16 protein-coding genes and 1 tRNA gene are annotated in these 18,362 nt (G+C 69.1%); 5 read left to right on the forward strand and 12 right to left on the reverse strand.

Features of this window, described 5'->3' with window-relative positions:
• The first annotated feature begins 5 nt into the window (after positions 1 to 5).
• Entirely contained in the window at positions 6 to 428 is a 423-nt protein-coding gene (locus MU449_RS13140) for a DUF1810 domain-containing protein (RefSeq protein ID WP_244738819.1), read from the forward strand.
• Here MU449_RS13140 and MU449_RS13145 read toward each other — a convergent pair.
• Genes MU449_RS13145 through MU449_RS13155 form a run of 3 tightly spaced genes read right to left on the reverse strand, consistent with a single transcriptional unit; the run spans position 404 to position 3,517 of the window.
• Positions 404 to 1,072 (reverse strand): DUF1045 domain-containing protein, encoded by a 669-nt coding sequence (locus tag MU449_RS13145; RefSeq protein WP_244738822.1) that lies wholly within the window; start codon positions 1,070 to 1,072, stop codon positions 404 to 406. The genes MU449_RS13140 and MU449_RS13145 overlap by 25 nt on opposite strands.
• Before the next feature lie 40 nt (positions 1,073 to 1,112).
• Entirely contained in the window at positions 1,113 to 1,559 is a 447-nt protein-coding gene (locus MU449_RS13150; protein WP_244738823.1) for a hypothetical protein, read from the reverse strand.
• On the reverse strand, positions 1,556 to 3,517 hold the full coding sequence (locus MU449_RS13155) for a bifunctional 2',3'-cyclic-nucleotide 2'-phosphodiesterase/3'-nucleotidase (protein WP_244738825.1): 1,962 nt from the start codon (positions 3,515 to 3,517) through the stop codon (positions 1,556 to 1,558). The genes MU449_RS13150 and MU449_RS13155 overlap by 4 nt, the downstream gene beginning before the upstream one ends.
• 221 nt (positions 3,518 to 3,738) lie before the next feature.
• Here MU449_RS13155 and MU449_RS15885 point away from each other — a divergent pair, with 221 nt between their 5' ends.
• Positions 3,739 to 6,471 (forward strand): calcium-binding protein, encoded by a 2,733-nt coding sequence (locus MU449_RS15885; protein ID WP_342345659.1) that lies wholly within the window; start codon positions 3,739 to 3,741, stop codon positions 6,469 to 6,471.
• On the opposite strand, the gene MU449_RS13175 is transcribed toward MU449_RS15885, so the two are convergent.
• The 8 genes from MU449_RS13175 to MU449_RS13210 all read right to left on the reverse strand — a co-directional run bounded on the left by MU449_RS13175 (position 6,442) and on the right by MU449_RS13210 (position 15,261).
• Positions 6,442 to 7,362, reverse strand: coding sequence for a glycosyltransferase family 2 protein (locus tag MU449_RS13175; RefSeq protein ID WP_244738827.1), 921 nt, complete (start codon positions 7,360 to 7,362; stop codon positions 6,442 to 6,444). The genes MU449_RS15885 and MU449_RS13175 overlap by 30 nt on opposite strands.
• On the reverse strand, positions 7,359 to 8,984 hold the full coding sequence (locus MU449_RS13180) for a glycosyltransferase (RefSeq protein WP_244738828.1): 1,626 nt from the start codon (positions 8,982 to 8,984) through the stop codon (positions 7,359 to 7,361). Before MU449_RS13180 ends, MU449_RS13175 begins: the two co-directional genes overlap by 4 nt.
• An 81-nt stretch (positions 8,985 to 9,065) precedes the next feature.
• Positions 9,066 to 10,229, reverse strand: a complete 1,164-nt coding sequence (locus MU449_RS13185) for a DUF1501 domain-containing protein (protein ID WP_244738830.1) — start codon at positions 10,227 to 10,229, stop codon at positions 9,066 to 9,068.
• A 9-nt stretch (positions 10,230 to 10,238) separates the two neighbouring features.
• The gene (locus MU449_RS13190) at positions 10,239 to 11,606 is read right to left on the reverse strand and encodes a DUF1800 domain-containing protein (RefSeq protein WP_244738832.1); all 1,368 of its coding nucleotides are present in this window, start codon (positions 11,604 to 11,606) and stop codon (positions 10,239 to 10,241) included.
• A 136-nt stretch (positions 11,607 to 11,742) separates the two neighbouring features.
• Positions 11,743 to 11,818 (reverse strand) — tRNA-Thr (locus tag MU449_RS13195).
• Between the two features lie 81 nt (positions 11,819 to 11,899).
• Positions 11,900 to 13,345, reverse strand: coding sequence for a heme biosynthesis protein HemY (locus MU449_RS13200; RefSeq protein WP_244738834.1), 1,446 nt, complete (start codon positions 13,343 to 13,345; stop codon positions 11,900 to 11,902).
• Positions 13,346 to 14,512 carry a COG4223 family protein gene (locus MU449_RS13205; protein WP_244738835.1) on the reverse strand — a complete coding sequence of 389 codons (1,167 nt, stop codon included), beginning with the start codon at positions 14,510 to 14,512 and terminating at the stop codon, positions 13,346 to 13,348.
• A gap of 68 nt (positions 14,513 to 14,580) precedes the next feature.
• Complete coding sequence (locus tag MU449_RS13210) at positions 14,581 to 15,261, reverse strand: uroporphyrinogen-III synthase (protein ID WP_244738836.1); 681 nt, start codon at positions 15,259 to 15,261, stop codon at positions 14,581 to 14,583.
• A 46-nt stretch (positions 15,262 to 15,307) separates the two neighbouring features.
• Here MU449_RS13210 and tsaD point away from each other — a divergent pair, with 46 nt between their 5' ends.
• Genes tsaD through MU449_RS13225 form a run of 3 tightly spaced genes read left to right on the forward strand, consistent with a single transcriptional unit; the run spans position 15,308 to position 17,096 of the window.
• Positions 15,308 to 16,393 carry a tRNA (adenosine(37)-N6)-threonylcarbamoyltransferase complex transferase subunit TsaD gene (tsaD, locus tag MU449_RS13215; protein WP_244738838.1) on the forward strand — a complete coding sequence of 362 codons (1,086 nt, stop codon included), beginning with the start codon at positions 15,308 to 15,310 and terminating at the stop codon, positions 16,391 to 16,393.
• A gap of 17 nt (positions 16,394 to 16,410) precedes the next feature.
• Complete coding sequence (locus tag MU449_RS13220) at positions 16,411 to 16,683, forward strand: YciI family protein (protein ID WP_244738839.1); 273 nt, start codon at positions 16,411 to 16,413, stop codon at positions 16,681 to 16,683.
• A complete protein-coding gene (locus MU449_RS13225) occupies positions 16,683 to 17,096 on the forward strand; it encodes an EVE domain-containing protein (RefSeq protein WP_244738841.1) in 414 nt (137 codons plus the stop codon). The genes MU449_RS13220 and MU449_RS13225 overlap by 1 nt, the downstream gene beginning before the upstream one ends.
• A gap of 18 nt (positions 17,097 to 17,114) precedes the next feature.
• On the opposite strand, the gene ilvA is transcribed toward MU449_RS13225, so the two are convergent.
• Positions 17,115 to 18,362, reverse strand: coding sequence for a threonine ammonia-lyase IlvA (gene ilvA / locus MU449_RS13230; protein WP_244738843.1), 1,248 nt, complete (start codon positions 18,360 to 18,362; stop codon positions 17,115 to 17,117).

Genomic DNA, 18,362 nt, shown 5'->3' on the forward strand with positions numbered 1-18,362 from the left:
GTTTCATGACGGATCTGACCCGGTTCCGAACGGCGCAGGACGCGATCTGGCCCGCCCCGCTGGAGGAGATCCGCGCCGGTGCCAAGCGGACGCACTGGATGTGGTTCGTGCTGCCGCAACTGCGCGGTCTGGGGCATTCGGCCATGGCCGAACGCTACGGCCTTGACGGGCTGGCCGAGGCGCGGGCCTATCGGGCCGATCCGGTTCTGGGGGACCGTCTGGCGCAGATGGCGGCGGCGCTGATGCAGCATCGGGACCGGCGGGCCGAGACGATCCTGGGCGGCATCGACGCACTGAAGCTGCGATCCTGCGCCACCTTGTTCCAAGCGGCGGGCGAGCCGTCTTTCGGTGAGGTTCTGGCCGCCTTCTTCGACGGCCCCGATCCCGAAACCCTGCGCCGCCTTCAGGGGGAGCGTGACAGGGGATAGCGCCTTATCAGCCGGAACATCCCGTCCTCCCCCTCGCCCATCAGACACAGGCTGTCCACGGTGAAGGGGTCCGGCAACACAGGCTCCAGATGCGGGGCCAGCGCCTCGGGGGCAAGATCGCAGGGGCCGGTCAGGGTCATGTGGAAACGGAACTCCTCCATGACCTTGGGATAGCCCCAGCGGTCCAGAAGCAGCCGTTGCTTCGGGGTCAGGCGTTCGGGCTTGCGGTGCGCGATCTCGGCTTCGGTCAGGGGGGCGCGGAACGGATCGAGGAAGGCCACCACCTGCCCCGCCAGATCGTTCAGCGCGCGGGTGTCCCCCTGCGGCACCAGCGCGAGAAACGTCCCCAGCCGCGCCAGCCCAAGCGCACCGGGGAAAACAGGCGACAGACGGTGGGCCAGATCGTTCACCGCCGCCTCCAGATCCTCGGGCGGGCCCACCAGCCGGAACGGCGCCTTCAGCGTGGCGTGAAACCCGTATTTCCGCGCCGGGGCCACCAGCGCGTCGGTGGACAGGGGATGGGACAGGCGGCACCCCGCCTCGGCATCCCAGCCCAGCCATTCCGCGCCCCATCGGGCGAAGGGACCGGGGGGCGGAACATAGTAGATGGCGTAACGGGTCGGGGGACGGTCGAAAAGGCTCATGTCACGGGGTTCCGGTTGTTTGAACACAGATAGGGCCGGATCAGCCGGGCCCCAGAAGATCGCGGCGATACCGTTCCCGCACAAAGGCGATGTCGCCCTGACCGGGCAGGGACAGGATCGCCTCCACATGCAGGAACACGTCGCCCTGCCCCGGTTCCATCCGCGTCACGCGGCGTTGGGGGTGCAGGGGGGCGATCAGCGTGCCGAAAGGCCGGTCCCCCGCCAGAGCCGCCGCCAGATCGGGGGGCAGGCTGGCGGGGCGATACCAGTTCTCCGCCTCGGACACGCAGGTCGTGCCCCAGGCCAACGCCACGCGGCGATGGTGCAGCATGCCGGTCAACGGCACGTCCGCCGCGCCGCAGGGCACGTCGAAGATCACCCGCGCCACAAGCGTGTCGCCCGCCAGACGCCCCCGACACCACGCCGCCAACGCCGCGCTGGCCGTGGGATGGGCCGCCAGATGGGCGATGAACCCGTCCGCCGTCACAGCGTCAGGCGATAGGTGACAAAGCCATCCTCGGTCCGGCCCGCCTCCTCCAGCGCCAGACCCCGGGCGCGCACCTCGTCCAGATAGGTGGCGGCCCCGGGGCCGGTGTCGAACAGGACGGTCGCGCCCGCCGCCGGGGCAAAGGACCAGTTGCCGTCCGCCGCGGGCCGGATCGTTCCCTGATCCCGGATATACCGCACGACGATGTCGCGGTTGGTGTCGGGGGCCGCGAAGATCGTGGTGCTGCCATCCGCGCCCGCGAAACTTCCCCCGCCCGAGGCGCGGTAGTTGTTGGTGGCCACCACGAATTCCTGATCCGGCGCGACGGGCTGCCCGTTCCAGGCCAGATCGACGATGCGGTGCGCGCCTTCATCCGCCAGCGCCCCGTCGGCGTCGAAGCGCGACGGCTGCGTCACGTCGATGCGATAGGTCACGCCGTCGATCACGTCGAAATTATACGACCGGAAATCGGGGTTCAGCAGCGGCTGATCCGTCCCCCCGGCCTCGATCCGGTTGAACGCCCCGGCCGAGCGTTCCAGCCAGTCGGCCAGCTGCGCCCCGGTGATGCGCACGGCGCACAGCGTGTTGGGATAAAGATAAAGATCGGCCACGTTCTTGATCGCCACCGGACCCGCCGGCACGTCGGTGTAATAGTCGGGGCCCCCGCGCCCGCCCGCCTTGAAGGGGGCCGCGGCGGACAGCAACGGCAGATCCGCGTGTTCGGTCCCCTGCAATTGCTGCGCGACATACCAGCTTTGCGCCAGACCGACGATCTGCACCGACGGATCGTCGGCCACCTGCGCGAAATAGCTGTGCAGGGGGGCGTCCGACTGCCCCACCTCGGCCCGGACATAGGCCAGCGTCGCCGTATGCGCGTCCGCCGTGGCGGCGATGGCGGGGGCGAAATCTTCGACCAGCGGCTTGACGGACCGATCCTCGGCCCGGGCCGAGATGGCATAAAGCGCGGTCTCCCCCTGCGCCACGGTCCAACGGTCGCCCTCCCGCGCCAGCAGCAGGTCGATCATCCCCAGATGCGAGCCCCAGAATCCCGCCATGACCGCCGGCACCCCGTGAATCTGGCCGTTGCGCCGGTCCAGACCCGCACCGGAATACTCGTCGGACGGCCACGTGCCATGCGCATGGCCCAGAACCAGCGCGTCCACCCCCTCCACCTGCGCCAGGTGGAGGGCGGCGTTTTCCATCATCGGCGTCCGGTCGGCCATGTCGATGCCGGAATGGCACAGCGCCACCACGACCTCCGCCCCCGCCGCGCGCATTTCGGGAATCCATGCCTCTGCGGCCTCAAGGATGTCGCGCGCCGCATAGTGTCCTTCCAGATGGGCGCGGTCCCATTGCATGACCTGCGGCGGGACGAACCCGACGATGCCGATGCGCAACGGCGACGTCCTGCCCGCGCCATCGGTGATCTCACGCTCCAGAATGACATAGGGGCGGGCCAGAAGATCGTCCTCCAGCGGCGTGTCGCCCAATGTGCGCGCCACATTGGCGCAGACGATCGGAAAATCCGCCCCCGCATTCACCCGTTCCAGAAACGGCACGCCATAATTGAATTCGTGATTGCCCAGCGTGCCCGCGTCATAGCCGACCGCGTTCATCCCCGCGATCACGGGATGCACGCCGCGCGCCATCCCGTCCTGCGCGGCCCAGTCGCCCATCGGATTGCCCTGCAGGTAATCGCCGTTGTCCACGGTGATGGAATTGGCGGCCTCGGCCCGCAATCCGGTCAGGATCGTGGCCGTGCGGGCCAGACCCGCCGTGTCGATCGGACGATCCGCGAAATAGTCATAGGGCTGAACGTGGCAATGCAGGTCGGTCGTCGCCAGGATGCGCAGATGCGCCTGCCCCGCCCCGGCCCGCGCGGTGAACGGATGCAGCAGGGTCACGGCCCCGGCGGCCCCCGACAATAGCAGCGTGCGGCGGGTCAGGATGGTGGGCATGGGGCGCGTCCTCGGCAAGGGTTGGTTCGCCACCTTACCGCGGGAATGTGACAGGTTTCCAGCCTTCGTCCCCGGCGCACCTTTCCAGAACCTTTCCAGAACCCGCGCGATTTGAGGCATAGGTCACGAACATGCCCCACCGCCGACGCTCCAATGCGCCGACCGGCCCATATCCTGATCCTACGGGTTTCGACGGGTGAGTGTGTGGCATGTGGACGCTGGTGGGACACGCAAAAAGCGGCAATGGTGCGGGGCTGTTCGACGATCTCCGCCTTCTGGACGTCGGGGGCAAGACCGTCCTTTACGGCGCCACGCATTACGGCGGCACGCTGGCCACCTGGGCGGTGGACGGCAAGGGCCTGAGCGCGATGGGCAGCGCCATCCCGCAATTGCGCACCGCCGGGGGCGCGGGGGTGGACACCAGCCTTGCCTTCATCGGCATGAACGGCGGCAGCGCGCTGCTTTACGGCGGCGGTGGCACCGGGGGGATGTATCTGCGCAAGATCAAGCCCGACGGATCGCTGGACACGGCCATATCCCTGGGCACGCCGGACGGGTTGAAGGGGGGCGATCTGGTTCACGCCTCGACGGTCACCCTGGCCGATGGGCGCACCGCCGTCTATGGCGGCCTGGCCGAGGATCGGGGTCTGGGCACCCTGATCTTCAATGCCGACGGCACGTTGCAGCAGGCCCGCACCTGGCGCGATACGGAGCATGTCAACGCCTTCGACGTGACCGACACCGCCGTGGGCAAGGTGGGGGGACAGACCTATCTCTTCACGCTGGGCACGGGGCGGGAAACCGGCCTGTCGGCCTGGGCGGTGAACCCCAACGGCACCCTGTCGGCCAAGCACAGCATCGGCCCGGACAAGGGGTTGTGGATCTCCGACCCCACGGGGGTGGAGGCGGTGACCCTGAACGGCACCACTTTCCTGATCGTCAGCGCCGCCGGGTCCGGATCGCTCAGCGTCGTGCGCGTGGGGGCGGGCGGCACCATGACCCCGACCGATCATGTGCTGGACGATCTGAACACCCGTTTCGCCGGCGCCACCGCGCTGGAGGTGGTGAGCGGGGGCGGCAATGTCTGGGTTCTGGTGGGGGGCGCGGATGACGGGATCACCCTGTTCCGCCTGCTGCCGGACGGGCGGCTCTTGTCCGTCGGCACGCTGGTCGACACACAATCCATGGGGCTGGACAACGTCGCCTCCATCGTCGCGCGGGTGTCGGGCGGGATGCTCGACATCTTCATCTCCTCGGGCAGCGAGAACGGGGTCACGCATATGCGCGCCGCCCTGCCCGACGGCGTGGTGCGCAGCGCCCCGGCGGGCGGCGGGTCCGTGTCCGGCACCGCCAAGGGCGACGTCATCGTGGACGGGGCGGGGGTGGACCGGCTGACCGGGGGCGCGGGGGCGGATGTCTTCGTGCTGCGCGCCGACGGGCGGGCCGACACGATCACCGATTTCCAGCTGGGGGTGGACCGGATCGACATCTCCTCCTGGGGGTTGATCCGCGATCTGTCCCAACTGGTCATCGTCAAGACCGCCAACGGGTTTCGCGTGGAATACGGCAAGGAGGTGCTGCACGTCATCTCGTCCAACGGCAAGCCCATCGATCCCGCACGCCTGACGCTGGAGGATCTGGTGGACGGCACCCGCATTCCCCCCGTCCTGCCCGAACGCCCCCCCTCGGTGGAGGTGCCCCCCCCGCCCTTGCGCCCCGTCACGGGGGGCCACGGCAACGACCGGATCATCGGCATGTCGGGCAACGACACCCTGTCCGGGGGGCGGGGAAACGATTCCCTTTATGGCAACGGCGGCAATGACCATCTGGACGGGGGCGAAGGTGACGACCTGCTGGACGGGGGATCCGGCAACGACACCCTGATCGGAGGAAGCGGCAACGATACGCTTCTTGGCGGCACCGGAAATGACCGCCTGGACGGGGGCGACGGCGACGATCTGCTGATCGGGGGCGACGGCCATGACAGCCTTGTCGGGGGAAACGGCAACGACACGCTGCGCGGCGATGCGGGCAACGACACCCTGATCGGGGGCGACGGCAACGATCTGCTGGAGGGGGGGGACGACCGCGACCTTCTGATCGGCGGGACGGGGGACGACACGTTGATCGGAGGCAGCGGCAACGACACGCTGGACGGGGGATCCGGCAACGACCTGCTGAACGGGGGCGATGGCGACGATCTGCTGATCGGAGATCTGGGCAACGACGTTCTTGACGGCGGCGCGGGTGCGGACACGCTGCGCGGGGGGCCGGGCAACGACACCCTGTTCGGGGGCAGCGGCAACGACCTGCTGCAAGGGGGGCACGGCGACGATCTGCTGCGCGGGGGCGGCGGCAATGACAAGCTGGTGGGGGGCAGCGGCAATGACACGCTGGAAGGCAACGGCGGCCATGACACCCTTCTGGGCGGCCCCGGAAACGACGCGCTTCTGGGGGGCGACGGGCGCGACCGTCTGGTCGGGGGGGGCGGTCACGATCTGCTGGTCGGGGGCAAGGGGGCCGATACGCTGCTGGGCGGCCCGGGCAACGATACGCTGGATGGCGGCAAGGGCCACGATGTCCTGAGCGGGGGCAACGGCCGGGACATCCTGTATGGCGGATTGGGGTCGGACACGCTGACGGGCGGCGGCGGGGCGGATGTCTTCGTCTTTCGCGCGCGGGGCGAAAGCCCCGTGGGTCAGGGGCGCGACACGATCACCGATTTTCACCGCGGCATGGACAAGATCGATCTGAGCGGCATCCTGAAGGCCGGGGCCAGCATGTCCTTCATCGGCACAAACGAATTCTCCGGCCATGGCGGGGCGGAGGTGCGCCACACCGGCGCGGGCAATCACCGGATGGTGGTTGTGGACCTGAACGGCGACGGGGTGGCCGACATGCAGATCCTGCTGAACCACGTGGGCTCACTCGGGGCGGACGACTTCCTTTTGTAGCTCGGCCATCTGGATCGGGGGCCGAAAGCGCAGGCCGGTCCACACCGCCTTCCAGATCTGGCGTTGCAGGGGCTTTGCCACCTGACCGCCCCGCATCTGGCGATAGATTTGCCAGACGAACTGCGCCACGCCCGGCCATCCCTGTTCGCGCTTGCGAAACGATGTCTCGTTCCGCGCGCCATAGCGGAATTTCCACACGTTCTTGTCGGTGATCAGGCCATAGTTCACGCCCGCATTGTCCGGCGTGTCATGCACCACCAGACTGTCGGGCACGAAGATGCCGGGATAGGATCGGGCGATGCGCTGCGTGTATTCGGCATCGTCATACCAGATGAAGTAGTCCCGGATCGGCAGGCCATGCGCCGTCACCGCCCAGCGCGGCACCAGCGCCGACACGAAGGAACAGGACCGGACCAGCGTCCACGGCGTTTCGGGCGTGTAAAAGCGCGGCCAGTCCCAGACCGTGCCGGGGGTGTTCATCTCGCAATGCGATCCGTCGATCCATTTTACATTGGAACAGGCGAATGACGGACGCCACTGATACCGCGCCTCGAACCCCGTGATCGCGTCCAGCAGCTTTTTCAACGCGTCCGGTTCGGGATAGGCGTCGTCATCGCTGATCCAGAGATAATCGGCCCCCTGTTCATAGGCCAGCCGCATCCCTTCATGAAACCCGCCCGCGCCGCCGATGTTTTCCGGCAGGCGGATGTGGCGAAGGGTGGGGTCGGTCATGCGGCCCATCACCTCGGCCGTGTCGTCGGTGGAGGCGTTGTCGATCACCAGAATGAAATCGGGCCGCACGGTCTGGGCCTGCAACGCCTCGATCACGCGCACCAGCTTGGCCGACCGGTTGAAAGTGACGATGACGGCGGCGGTGGCGGTTCCTCTCATGCCGTGCCCTCCAGCGCGTCGGCATAAAGGGCCTTGATCACGTCTTCGGCCCGCGGATCGGCGGCGATGGCGGCATAGTTGGCGTGCAGCGCCGCCACCTGCGCCATGCGGAAGGCGTCATCGCCCCACAACCGCCGAACGGCGGCCACGGTGGCACGGCGCGCCTTGGCCGGATCGCGGGGCACCAGAAGCGCAGGTGGGATCAGTTCCCCCTGCGCGCCCACATCGGTGGAAATCGGGATCGCCCCCTTCTCCACCGCCTCGTAACAGACCAGCGCAAGCCCTTCGTTGGACGAGGGCAGAAGCAGGATATCGGTGCGCGCCAGAAGGGCGGGCACATCGGTGCCGGCGGGATGCATCCGCACCCGGTCGCGCAGGCCCAGACGGCCCAGCATCTGGATCACGGCGGGGGCGAACGGCCCCTCGCCCACGAAATCAAAGGTCAGATCGACCCCGGCGCCCTTTGCCCAATCGGCCAGCGCCTTCATCGTCAGCACCACCGTCAACGGACGCTTCTGGTAATAAAGCCGCCCGACAAAGGCGATGGACATCGTCTTGGCCTTGCCCTGCAGGCGGGCGGGGGGCAGGGCCTCGGCCCCGGCGGGCAACATGCGCCCCAGATGCACCCGCCCGGTCGCGGCAAACCGCGACGTCAGCGTGTCGCGCAGCTGGCGGCTGATCACGTGATGCGCGTGGATATAGTTCGACCAGACCCCGGCCATCCGCACATATCCGCCATCGGCATATTCCACCACATGCGTGGAATCGATGATGCGCACCCAGGGCGTCATCGCCCGCAACTGCGCCGCACAGGCATAGAGCGCCGAACAATGATGGATATGGACGATGCGGATGTTCTCCTCCCGCACCAGCGCCTCGACGAAGATCGGCCATTCGGCGGCGGGCAGGTAACGATCCAACCGGATGAACTCCACCCCCTCGGCCAGTTTGGGGGCCAGTCGTTGCAGGGCGGGCACGTCGCACACGACGAAGACGCGCAACCCCATCTGCCGCGCCCAGGCAACACAGTCCAGCGCCAGCTTCTCCGCTCCGCCGGTTTCCAGCCAGTGCATCCCGATCAGAATGGCGGGCGCACGGTCCGCCGCCGGTTCCGCCGCATGGGGAAAGATGGGCGACAGCCCCCCGAACGGCAGGCTGCGCCACGGATGGCGCGCGCCCCGCGCCTGCACCATCCGCTCGCGGGCATAGCGCAGGCGTTCATAGGCCATGGGCGCGCGGTCCACCAAGGTGCGCAGCACGCGGGAACGGGGCAGCCACGGCGCCTCGCCTCCCGCCAGTTCGCCGGGGTTGGGCGGCCGCGGGATCGTGACATGGGCCGTGACACGGGGGGCGGGCGCGTCGGTCGGGCCCACCTCGATCACGCCCAGACATTCGGCGCGAATGTGGTCGGGTTCCAGCGTGTGATGACCCGCCACGATCTTGGCGGGCTTGCCCACCGCATCATCTCCCCGGGTCAGGACCAGCCGCACGCGGTATCCCGGAAACCGGCGCAGATAGATGGCGATGACCTTCTCCGCCTCGGCCCGGTAGTAGGCGTCCGTCCCATCCCCCGTGTCGTAGCGCGAGGCGGGGATGGCGGTGGCGTCGGCGATGTCGGACATGGGGACTTATGGTTCCATCAGAGGCAGGATCGGCAAAATCTCTAACGAATCGCGGCGAATTCGCAACCCTCCGGCGCAGGATCACGCCAGGATGCGCGGATCGGCCCCCAGATCCAGTCCGGGGAAGATCGCCCCCTCCACCGCCGCGCGGTCCAACCCAAACAGCCCGCGCATCGCCCACCCGGCATAGGCGCGGACATCCGCCGTGGGCATCAGGTCACGGCCGGCATAAAGATCGCCGTCGCCCAGGCCCGGCCATTGGCCGAACACCTGCCCGCCGCGCACCGCGCCGCCCGCCAGGATCATCGCGCCCCCTGTGCCGTGATCGGTGCCGCCGCCGCCGTTTTCCGCCGCCATGCGCCCGAATTCGGTCATCGCCAGCACCGTCGTGCGCGCCCAGTCCGGGCCCAGCCCCGCCTTCAACGTCAAGACGACGTCCGACACCTGCCCAAGACCGCGCGTCAGGCCGCCCTTCTGACCGCGATGCGTGTCCCAGCCGTTGATGGAAAAGGTGGCGATGCGCGTCTCTTCCCGCAGGCGCGCGGCGGCGAAACGGGCAATGGCCGTCAGGCCCTCCCCCTCGGCCTGATCGGGCATGGTGCGGCTGATGGCCAGCGCCTCGGCGGCGGGGACGGCGAAACGGGGGTCGTCGTGATACAATTCGTCGAACAGACGCTGCGCCTGCCCGTCCAGCACCAGCTTCGTTTCGGGCGCCCAGCTGGAGAAGGGCGCGCCCCCCGCCAGCACCGGCATCGCCTCCGCCCCCACGGAATAGGCGGTCTGCGACCGCACCCCCGGCACCGCCTGCAACAGACGGTTCAGCCAGCCGTCGCGCCGCAGATGGGCGGGCACATCCATGCCGGTGCCCGCCTCCAACAGGTCCTGCCCGTCGAAATGGCTGCGCTTGTCGCGATAGGGGGTGGAGACGGCCTGCACGAATCCCAACTCTCCCGCCGCCCATAACGGGCGCAGGGGGGCCAGGGCCGGGTGCATGGCGTAAAAGCCGTCCAGATCGAAGGCCCCGCCCTCCGGCCCCACGGACAGGGTCGGGCGCAACGCGCGCAAGGCCGCGTCGCCGTAAGGCTGGACCACGTCCAACCCGTCCATCGCCCCGCGCAGGATGATGACGACCAGCCGGTTGTCGCCCGGCGCCTCGGCCAGGGCGACCGTGCTCAGAAACGGATGCGCCGCGGCCGAGCATCCAAGCAGCGCCGAGCCTTGCAGGAACAGACGACGATTCAGCATGATCCTCTCCTATCGCGTGTTGAAACCGGGCGAGGCGAGGACGAGCGCCACACCGTCGCTGCGCTGCTCCGCGCGCGGCACAAGACGGGCCAGCACCGCCCGCTCGGCCTCGGGCACGACGGCTTCCACCAGCGCGCGGGGGTCGGGCAGCGGGTCCACCAGATGCGCGGGGGTGGACATGGCCCAGCCGATCCGTTCGGCCAGACCGGGCGGCGTCAGCCAGTCCGCCATCCCTTCGGGCCAGCCGTCGGGGCCGGGGGGCACCTGCCAGCGTTGGCCCATGCGGGTCATCGGCAGGATGAGATGGCGTTGCAGATCGCGGGGGCGCAGCGCAGCCAGCGTCGCCCCGTCCACCCCCAGACCGCGCATGGCCGTGGCCAGCCAATCGAAGGGCTGGCGTGCCTTGGCACCCACCGGCCCCTGCGCGGCGGGATGGGTCAGCAGCACCTCGTAAACCGGCATCAGCGCGGTGTCATGGGCGGCATAGGCGGCGGCCATCGCCTCCACCAGATCGTCCTCGGGGGTGTCGGCCACGAAATGCACGGCCAGCTTGCGGGCCAGATGCCGCGCCGTGTCGGGGTGGCGAGCCAGATCGACGAAGACCTGCCGGATGGGCGGTTCGATCCGGCCCGGCCCGCCATAGGTGCGGCCCAAAACCGTCTCCGCCCCCGGTTCGGCCCAGTCGCGGCGGAATACGGTGGCGGTCTTGTCGTCGCCCATCCCCGTCAGCAGCAGGGCCAGTTGCCGCACGTCGTCCTGGGTATAGGCCGCCCCGACGCCCAGCGTATGCAACTCGATCGCCTCGCGCGCCAGATTTTCGTTCACCCCGCCGCCCCGCCGTTTGGCCTGGGGCGAGTTCGGCCCGCGCGAGGCGCTCTGGTCCAGATACATCAGCATCATCCGATGCGTGTCCGCCGCCAGAAGCAGATCGGCGAACCGCCCGGTGATATGTGGGCGAATGGCCAGATCCACATGCTCCAACTGCGTGGCGCGATGGCTGGGATCCGCGCCCGATGTGGTGAAATGATCCGCCCAGAATTGATGCAGCCGTTCGCGGAACGTGTCGGGCGCGTCCAGAATGCGGCCGAATCGCGCGACGACGCTGCGTTGGGTCAGGGCGTTCACCTCGTTGCGCACGGCAAGATGGGCGCGGCGGGCCGCCTCACCTCCGGTGCGGCGAGCCTGACGGGTCTTGATGAACCGTTCCCGCAGGTCCGCGCCCTGCCCTTCGGCGATCATGGGCCAACGGTCCCGCATCGCATCGGGGCCGTCCAACGCCAACAGCATCGCCGCCGCATCCGCAGGCGCCGCGTGGCGGGGGGACAACCCGTGGCCGAAGCGCAGGGCGGCCATGTCGGAAAACGGCAGGGACGGCATCGGGCACCCGTGGATCAAGGACTGCGCATCACATGGGAAGCCCGCAGCGCCTTTGCCATTCCCTGCGCGAAAGATCGCGCATCGGGTGGAAAGCTGGGAGGGTTTGGCGAGCCTGCGATGTCGCCGGACAGAAGAGTGGTGCCGCTGAAGGGACTCGAACCCCCGACCCCATCATTACGAATGACGTGCTCTACCAGCTGAGCTACAGCGGCCTTCTTCTGGGTGCAGCACCTACTATGACAGCGGGCGCGGCACAAGACGCTTTTTGCGGGGGCGGTGGCGCCCCCGGCGGGTCAGATTGCGGGTTTGTGCGTCCCAGGATCGTCCACCGCGGCGGGATCGGGGTTCACGACCCGCGGCTCCGGCCCGCCGACGATCAGGGGCAGCAGTTCGGTCCCCGTGGCCGACGGGCCCGCGGTGTCCGCCGGTTCGCGCCAGGACAGGGTGTCGAACCCGCCGCACTGATCGCAGATCGGCGTCCATTGGGCATGGACCGTCTGGCATTTGTCGCAGCACCATTGCGGCCCGCGCGGCGCGGTCAGGGCGCGGGTCAACCAGCCGCGCACCACGGCATCCTCCGCCCCTTCGCCACGTTCGATCGCGGCCATGATGGTCAGCGAACGGACGGTGGGATGGTCGAAGGGCAGGCGACCGATGGCGCGGCGCGCCTCGGGGAATTCCTCGGCGGCGATGGCCAGTTCGGCCTTCAGCATCATCGCCTCGGGCGTGTCGGCGCGCACGTCGGTCAGCGGCCCGAAGCGTTGCAGGCGCTGGCGGGGCGTCTCGTCCGGGGCGATCTCGGCAAAGGCGGCGGCCAGATCGGGATGGGGCTGCACCTCCCACGCCTTGCGCAGGATGCGGGCGGCGTGGCGGGTGTTGCCCTGGGCGATATAGCTGCGGGCGGCCATGACGGCGGCGGGAATGAGGTCGGGCGACAGTTTGTTGGCCTCGATCGCCGCCTCGCGCGCCTCGATCGAGGCGTCGTCCTCGATCACGGTCCGCGCCTGCTGCAAGGCCAGGATCGCGTCGCGCCGCTGGAACACCGCCTTGGGCAGGGTCCCCTGCTTGCGCTTGGCCTCCAGCGTTTGCCGCGCCCCCTGCCAATCGGCGGTTTCGGCCTGCAGCTTCAGCAGGACGTCCTGCGTTTCGGGGTGCTTGGGTTTCAGCGCGAAGGCCTTTTCGGCCAGCTTCAGCGCGGTGACGGTGTCGCCCTGCTCCAGCCGCTGACGCATCAGGCCGCGAATGCCGACGAACCGCGTGCGGTCTTGCGCCAGAAGCGCTTTCCACGCCTCCTCCGCCTTGTCGCGCTCGCCCGCCGCCTCGGCCGCCTGCGCCACCAGAAGGGTCGTCATGTCGGACCGGTCCAGCAGCTTGCGGGCCTTTTCCGCGCGGGTCAGCGCCAGCTTCGGTTCGCCCGAGGCGAGCGCGAGATAGGCGTCCGACACCGCCTCGCGCCCCTTTCTGTCACGGTTGCGCTGGAAATGGCGGGTCAAGGCCGTCTCATCCCCGTTCAGGAACCGCAGCACCGCGACCAGAAGGCCCGCCAGCTTCAACAGCACCCACAACAGGACGATCAGCACGAAGGCCGCGATCAGCACCTGCACCGGGCCCAGCGTGAATTCCCAATCCGACACGGTCAGCCGCAGGCCGCCGCCATTGTCCAGCATCCAGCTGGCCGACAGGCTGAGGCCCGCGATCACGCCGATGAAAACAAGGATCTTGATAAGCGACCAGATCATTCAGTTCGCCCCCCCGGAGGAGGCGAGACCGCTCAGCGCGTCCTGCGCGGCGATGCGCTGTTCGGCCTTGGCCCGCCAGTCGGACATGGCCGACTGGCCTTCCAGCGGCAGGGTCCCGATCTCGCGCAGGGCCCCTTGCAGATCGCCGGACCGCAAGGCGGCCTCGGCGCGCGACAGGATGGCGTCGGGGGCGTTGCCTTCGCGCGGGGTCAGGGACCGCGCGCCGGTCTGCGCGCGCAGGAACGCGCCCGCCCGGTCGGCCCAGCCCGCGCCCCCGTCCGCCTTAAGCGAGGCGTCGATCGCCGCGCGCGCCGCGTCGGGGAACGAGTCCTCAAGCGCCGCCAGCGTCGGCACCCCCGAATTTGCGACATCCGACAGGGCGGAGGGCACGTCCTTCCCGGCGTTGCGCAGGTCGCTGACGGCCGACCCGAAGGGCATACCGCCGTCCACCGCACCCGCGATGCGCGACAAGGCGGCCGCGACGATATTCGCGCGGCCCGCGCTTTCGGCCTCGTTGCGCAGGCGTTCGGCCTCGGACCGGGCGTCGGCCAACTGGCGCTGCGTGTCGTCGATCGCGGCCTGAAGGTCGGGCGGGATTTCGGCGCTGGCGGTGGGGGCGCGGTTGCGCAACTCCTCGATCTGGGCCTGCAGATCGTCGATGCGGCCCTGCCCGCCTTCCAGCGCGGTCAGACGTTCCTCCAGCGGGGCGAGGTCGGGCATGGTCAGCGCGTCGACCCTGTCGCGCAGCGAGGTGATCTCCTGCGCCTGACGCTGGATCTCGGTCCGCAGGGCGGATGTGTCCTGAATGGGCCAGCCGCCGGGGATGTAGCGCGCAAGACCGAAGCCGATCACCGCCGCCACGATCCCGCCCAGCATCAGGGGCAGAAAGACGGGGGGGCGTTCATGCGCCTCGGCATGGGGTTCGGCGGAATGGGTCAGCGTGGGCGGCACGGAGGGCTTGGGCCCCGGCGCGTCCTGGCCCATCGGGTCATCGGACGCCGCAGGGGCGGGCGTGGTCGAGGGCGCGTCCGCCACCGGGTCCGAGGTCAGGTCGGGGGGCGCACCGGCCTTGGCATCGCCCCCTGCGGCCGCCGCAGGCACCTTGTCCTTGGGGTCGGACGCCTTGGACGGATCGGACGTCTCGGGGCGCGTATCCTCGTTTGCCATGCCATGCCTTTCGCTTGTCTCGCAGGGGTCGGGCCTTGGAAAGGGCCGGGATGGTAAGGAAACTAGCCCTACCGCCCCGATGTCTCAAGTGCCCGCATCGCAAGGATTGCCTCCAGCATGGCGGCGGCGTCCGGGCGGGGGCAGACCCGCACAAGGCCCGGCGGGGCCGCCCTTGCGACGGCGGGGCTGAGGCAGGGCAGGCACAACGGCGCGCGGGCCCCCGCCGCCACCGCCGCGAACCGGCCCGCGGCGGCGGGCGAGAACAGGGGCACGATCACCGGCGCCGCGCCATCCAGAAGGGCCTGCCCTTCGGGTGAAAGGGGCCGGGGCTGCATGTCGTAGATCACCCGTTCGACGGTCGGGACGCCCGCATCCGTCAGGCGGCGGGCCACGTCGCCCCGACTGTCCCGCCCGCGCAGGTGCAGCAGCGGCCCCCGTTCGTTCGACGCAAGGATCGCCGCCACCAACGCCTCCGCATCGCCTTGGGCCGAGATGGCGTCGTATCCCGCCCGCCGCGCCGCATCCGCCGTCCGGTCGCCCACGCACCAGGCGCGGGGGGCCACGGCGGGCGGGACGATGGCATTGGCGGACGTGAAGACGACCGCCGCCGCCGGGGGCAGGTCGGGCGTCAGGCGACGCATGTCGAACAGGGGCGCGCGCACCACCGGCGCCGCCAGGCGCGCCGCAAAGGCCGCGTTCTGCGGTTCGGGCCGGATCAGAAGGATGGGGGCGCGGGATTGCCGGGGCATGGCGGGCAGGTTACACCCGGGTCACACCTTTGCGCAACGGGCGGGCATGACGGACGACCTGATCTTTCTGGGCATCGAGAGCAGCTGCGACGACACCGCCGCCGCCGTTGTGCGGGGCGACGGCACCATCCTGTCCTCGGTGGTCGAGGGGCAGGTGGCGCTTCACGCCGATTTCGGCGGCGTCGTGCCGGAAATCGCCGCCCGCGCCCATGCCGAGCGGTTGGATCTGTGCGTGGAACGCGCGCTCGATCAGGCGGGGCTGCGGCTGGCCGATCTGGACGCCATCGCCGTGACGGCGGGGCCGGGGCTGATCGGCGGCGTGCTGTCGGGGGTGATGTGCGCCAAGGGGCTGGCGGCGGCGACCGGGCTGCCCTTGGTGGGCGTGAACCATCTGGCGGGCCACGCGCTGACCCCGCGCCTGACCGACGGGGTCGCGTTGCACTATCTGATGCTGTTGATTTCGGGCGGGCATTGCCAATTCGTCATCGTGCGCGGGGCGGAAGAGTTCACGCGCCTTGGCGGCTCCATCGACGATGCCCCGGGCGAGGCGTTCGACAAGACGGCCAAGCTTCTGGGCCTGCCGCAGCCCGGCGGGCCGGAAGTGGCGCGCGCGGCGGAACAGGGCGATCCGACGCGCTTTCCCCTGCCCCGCCCGCTGCTGGACCGCCCCGGCTGCGACATGAGCTTTTCCGGCCTGAAGACCGCGCTTCTGCGCGAACGCGACAAATTGGTGGCGGCGCAAGGCGGGCTGTATCTGCAGGACCGCGCCGACCTGTGCGCGGCGTTCCAGGCGGCCGTGGCCGACGTGCTGGCGGAAAAGACCCGCCGCGCGCTGGAGATCTATCTGGCCGACGCACCGGACACACCCGTTCTGGCGATTGCGGGCGGGGTGGCGGCGAACACGCGGATCCGCGCCCGCCTTCTGGATGTGGCGGCACGGGCGGGCGTGGCCTGCGTGCTGCCGCCGCTGGCCCTGTGCACCGACAACGCGGCGATGATCGCCTGGGCCGGGATCGAACGCTTCCGCAGCGGGGGGCGCGACGGCATGGACCTTGCCGCCCGCCCCCGCTGGCCGCTGGACACCACCGCCACCCCCCTTGTCGGCGCAGGCCGCAAGGGGGCCAAAGCCTGACCCGAAAGGAACGCCCGATGCTTGTTGCCGTCATCTGCAAGGACAAACCGAACGCCCTGCCCCTGCGCATGGAGACACGCGCCGCCCATCTGGACTATGTCGCCCGCACGGGCGTCGTGACGCTGGCCGGCCCCTTCCTGAACGCGGCGGGGGAGATGTCGGGATCGCTGATCGTGCTGGACGTGGCGGACCTTGCGGCGGCGAAGGACTGGGCGGCGGGCGACCCCTATGCCGTGGCAGGGCTGTTCGCCTCGGTGGAGATTACCGAATGGAAGCGGGCGATCGGCTGATGGCATATTGGCTGTTCAAATCCGAACCCGATGCGTGGAGCTGGGACCAGCAGGTCGCAAAGGGTGAGGAGGGCGAGGAGTGGACCGGCGTCCGCAACTACCAGGCGCGCAACAACATGCGGGCGATGAAGGTGGGCGATCGCGGGTTCTTCTATCACTCCAACATCGGCAAGGAAGTGGTGGGCATCGTCGAGGTCATCGCCGAAAGCGCCCCCGACAGCACGGCGGAGGACCCGAAATGGGACTGCGTGACGATCAAGGCCGTCTGCCCCGTGCCCGTGCCCGTCACGCTTGAGGCGGTGAAGGCCGATCCGCGCCTGACGGACATGGTGCTGGTGAAGAACTCGCGCATGTCGGTCCAGCCGGTGACCGAGGAGGAGTGGACGATCGTCTGCGCGCTGGCGGGGCTTTAGGTCCCGCCCGCATATGGCTCAGATCAGGTATTCGGCCAGTGTCGCATCCTGCGTGATGTCGCGATAGGCGAAGCCCTGCGCCTCCATTTCGGCAAACAGGCGGGTGAAGTTGGCCGGATCGGTGGTTTCCAGACCGATGAGGATGGACCCGAAGTTCCGCGCCGATTTCTTCAGGTATTCGAACCGCGCCACATCGTCGTCCGGGCCCAGGATGGACAGGAAGTCGCGCAACGCGCCGGGGCGTTGGGGCAGGCGCAGGATGAAGTATTTCTTGCGACCCTGGAACCGCTGGGCGCGCTCCTTTACTTCGGGCAGGCGTTCGAAATCGAAATTCCCGCCCGAAACGACGCAGACGACCGTTTTGCCGCGGATCTCCTCGGCAATGTCGTCCAGCGCGTTGATGGGCATGGCCCCCGCCGGTTCCAGAACCACGCCTTCGACGTTCAGCATGTCGATCATGGTGACGCAGATCCGGTCTTCGGGCGCAAGGATGACATGCGCCGGATCGACCCAAGCCAGATCGGCAAAGGGCTTTTCGCCCAGACGGGCGACCGCCGCGCCATCGACGAAGCTGTCCACCTCGTCCAGTTGCACCGGATGGCCCGCCTGCAGCGCGGCCTTCAGGCTGGCCCCGCCCAGCGGTTCGACAAAACGAAACTCGGTCGTCGGGCTGACATCGCGCAGATAGCGCGACACGCCGGAGGACAGACCGCCCCCGCCCACCGACAGGACGACCATATCGGGCGCATGGCCCAGCTGATCAAGGATTTCCACCCCGACCGTCGCCTGCCCCTCCATCACGTCGGCATCGTCGAAAGGCGCCAGAAAATACGCGCCCTCGGCCGCGCACCACGCCTTTGCCGCCGCCAGCGTCCGGTCGAAATAATCGCCGGTCAGCACGACCTCCACCCATTCGCCGCCGAAGGCCTTGGTCTTGGCGATCTTCTGCTGGGGGGTGGTGATCGGCATGAAGATCGTGCCCCGCACGCCGAAATGACGGCAGGAGAACGCCATGCCCTGCGCGTGGTTGCCCGCGCTGGCGCAGACGAAGCGGGTGACCGAGGGGTCGCGTTCGCGGATCTTGCGCATCGCGTTGAAGGCGCCCCGCAGCTTGAAGCTGCGCACCGGGGTCAGATCCTCGCGTTTCAACCAGATCTCCGCGCCATAGCGGAGCGACAGATAGTCGTTCCGCTGCAGCGGCGTTTCGGGAAACAGCTCGCGCAGGGCGCGGGTGGCGGTGCGGGCGGCGGGAACGAAATCGGTCAT

It is taken from the genome of Falsirhodobacter halotolerans, assembly GCF_022899245.1.
GTDB classification, from domain to species: domain Bacteria; phylum Pseudomonadota; class Alphaproteobacteria; order Rhodobacterales; family Rhodobacteraceae; genus Falsirhodobacter; species Falsirhodobacter halotolerans.

What these genes read in the sequence shown, in the direction of transcription:
- MU449_RS13175 (WP_244738827.1), bottom strand. Translation starts at nt 7,362, where the DNA reads ATGAGAGGAACCGCCACCGCCGCCGTCATCGTCACTTTCAACCGGTCG.
- tsaD (WP_244738838.1), top strand. Translation starts at nt 15,308, where the DNA reads ATGACGGACGACCTGATCTTTCTGGGCATCGAGAGCAGCTGCGACGAC.
- MU449_RS13155 (WP_244738825.1), bottom strand. Translation starts at nt 3,517, where the DNA reads ATGCCCACCATCCTGACCCGCCGCACGCTGCTATTGTCGGGGGCCGCC.
- MU449_RS13140 (WP_244738819.1), top strand. Translation starts at nt 6, where the DNA reads ATGACGGATCTGACCCGGTTCCGAACGGCGCAGGACGCGATCTGGCCC.
- MU449_RS13180 (WP_244738828.1), bottom strand. Translation starts at nt 8,984, where the DNA reads ATGTCCGACATCGCCGACGCCACCGCCATCCCCGCCTCGCGCTACGAC.
- MU449_RS13225 (WP_244738841.1), top strand. Translation starts at nt 16,683, where the DNA reads ATGGCATATTGGCTGTTCAAATCCGAACCCGATGCGTGGAGCTGGGAC.
- MU449_RS13210 (WP_244738836.1), bottom strand. Translation starts at nt 15,261, where the DNA reads ATGCCCCGGCAATCCCGCGCCCCCATCCTTCTGATCCGGCCCGAACCG.
- MU449_RS13190 (WP_244738832.1), bottom strand. Translation starts at nt 11,606, where the DNA reads ATGCCGTCCCTGCCGTTTTCCGACATGGCCGCCCTGCGCTTCGGCCAC.
- MU449_RS13205 (WP_244738835.1), bottom strand. Translation starts at nt 14,512, where the DNA reads ATGGCAAACGAGGATACGCGCCCCGAGACGTCCGATCCGTCCAAGGCG.
- MU449_RS13185 (WP_244738830.1), bottom strand. Translation starts at nt 10,229, where the DNA reads ATGCTGAATCGTCGTCTGTTCCTGCAAGGCTCGGCGCTGCTTGGATGC.
- MU449_RS13200 (WP_244738834.1), bottom strand. Translation starts at nt 13,345, where the DNA reads ATGATCTGGTCGCTTATCAAGATCCTTGTTTTCATCGGCGTGATCGCG.
- ilvA (WP_244738843.1), bottom strand. Translation starts at nt 18,362, where the DNA reads ATGACCGATTTCGTTCCCGCCGCCCGCACCGCCACCCGCGCCCTGCGC.
- MU449_RS13145 (WP_244738822.1), bottom strand. Translation starts at nt 1,072, where the DNA reads ATGAGCCTTTTCGACCGTCCCCCGACCCGTTACGCCATCTACTATGTT.
- MU449_RS13220 (WP_244738839.1), top strand. Translation starts at nt 16,411, where the DNA reads ATGCTTGTTGCCGTCATCTGCAAGGACAAACCGAACGCCCTGCCCCTG.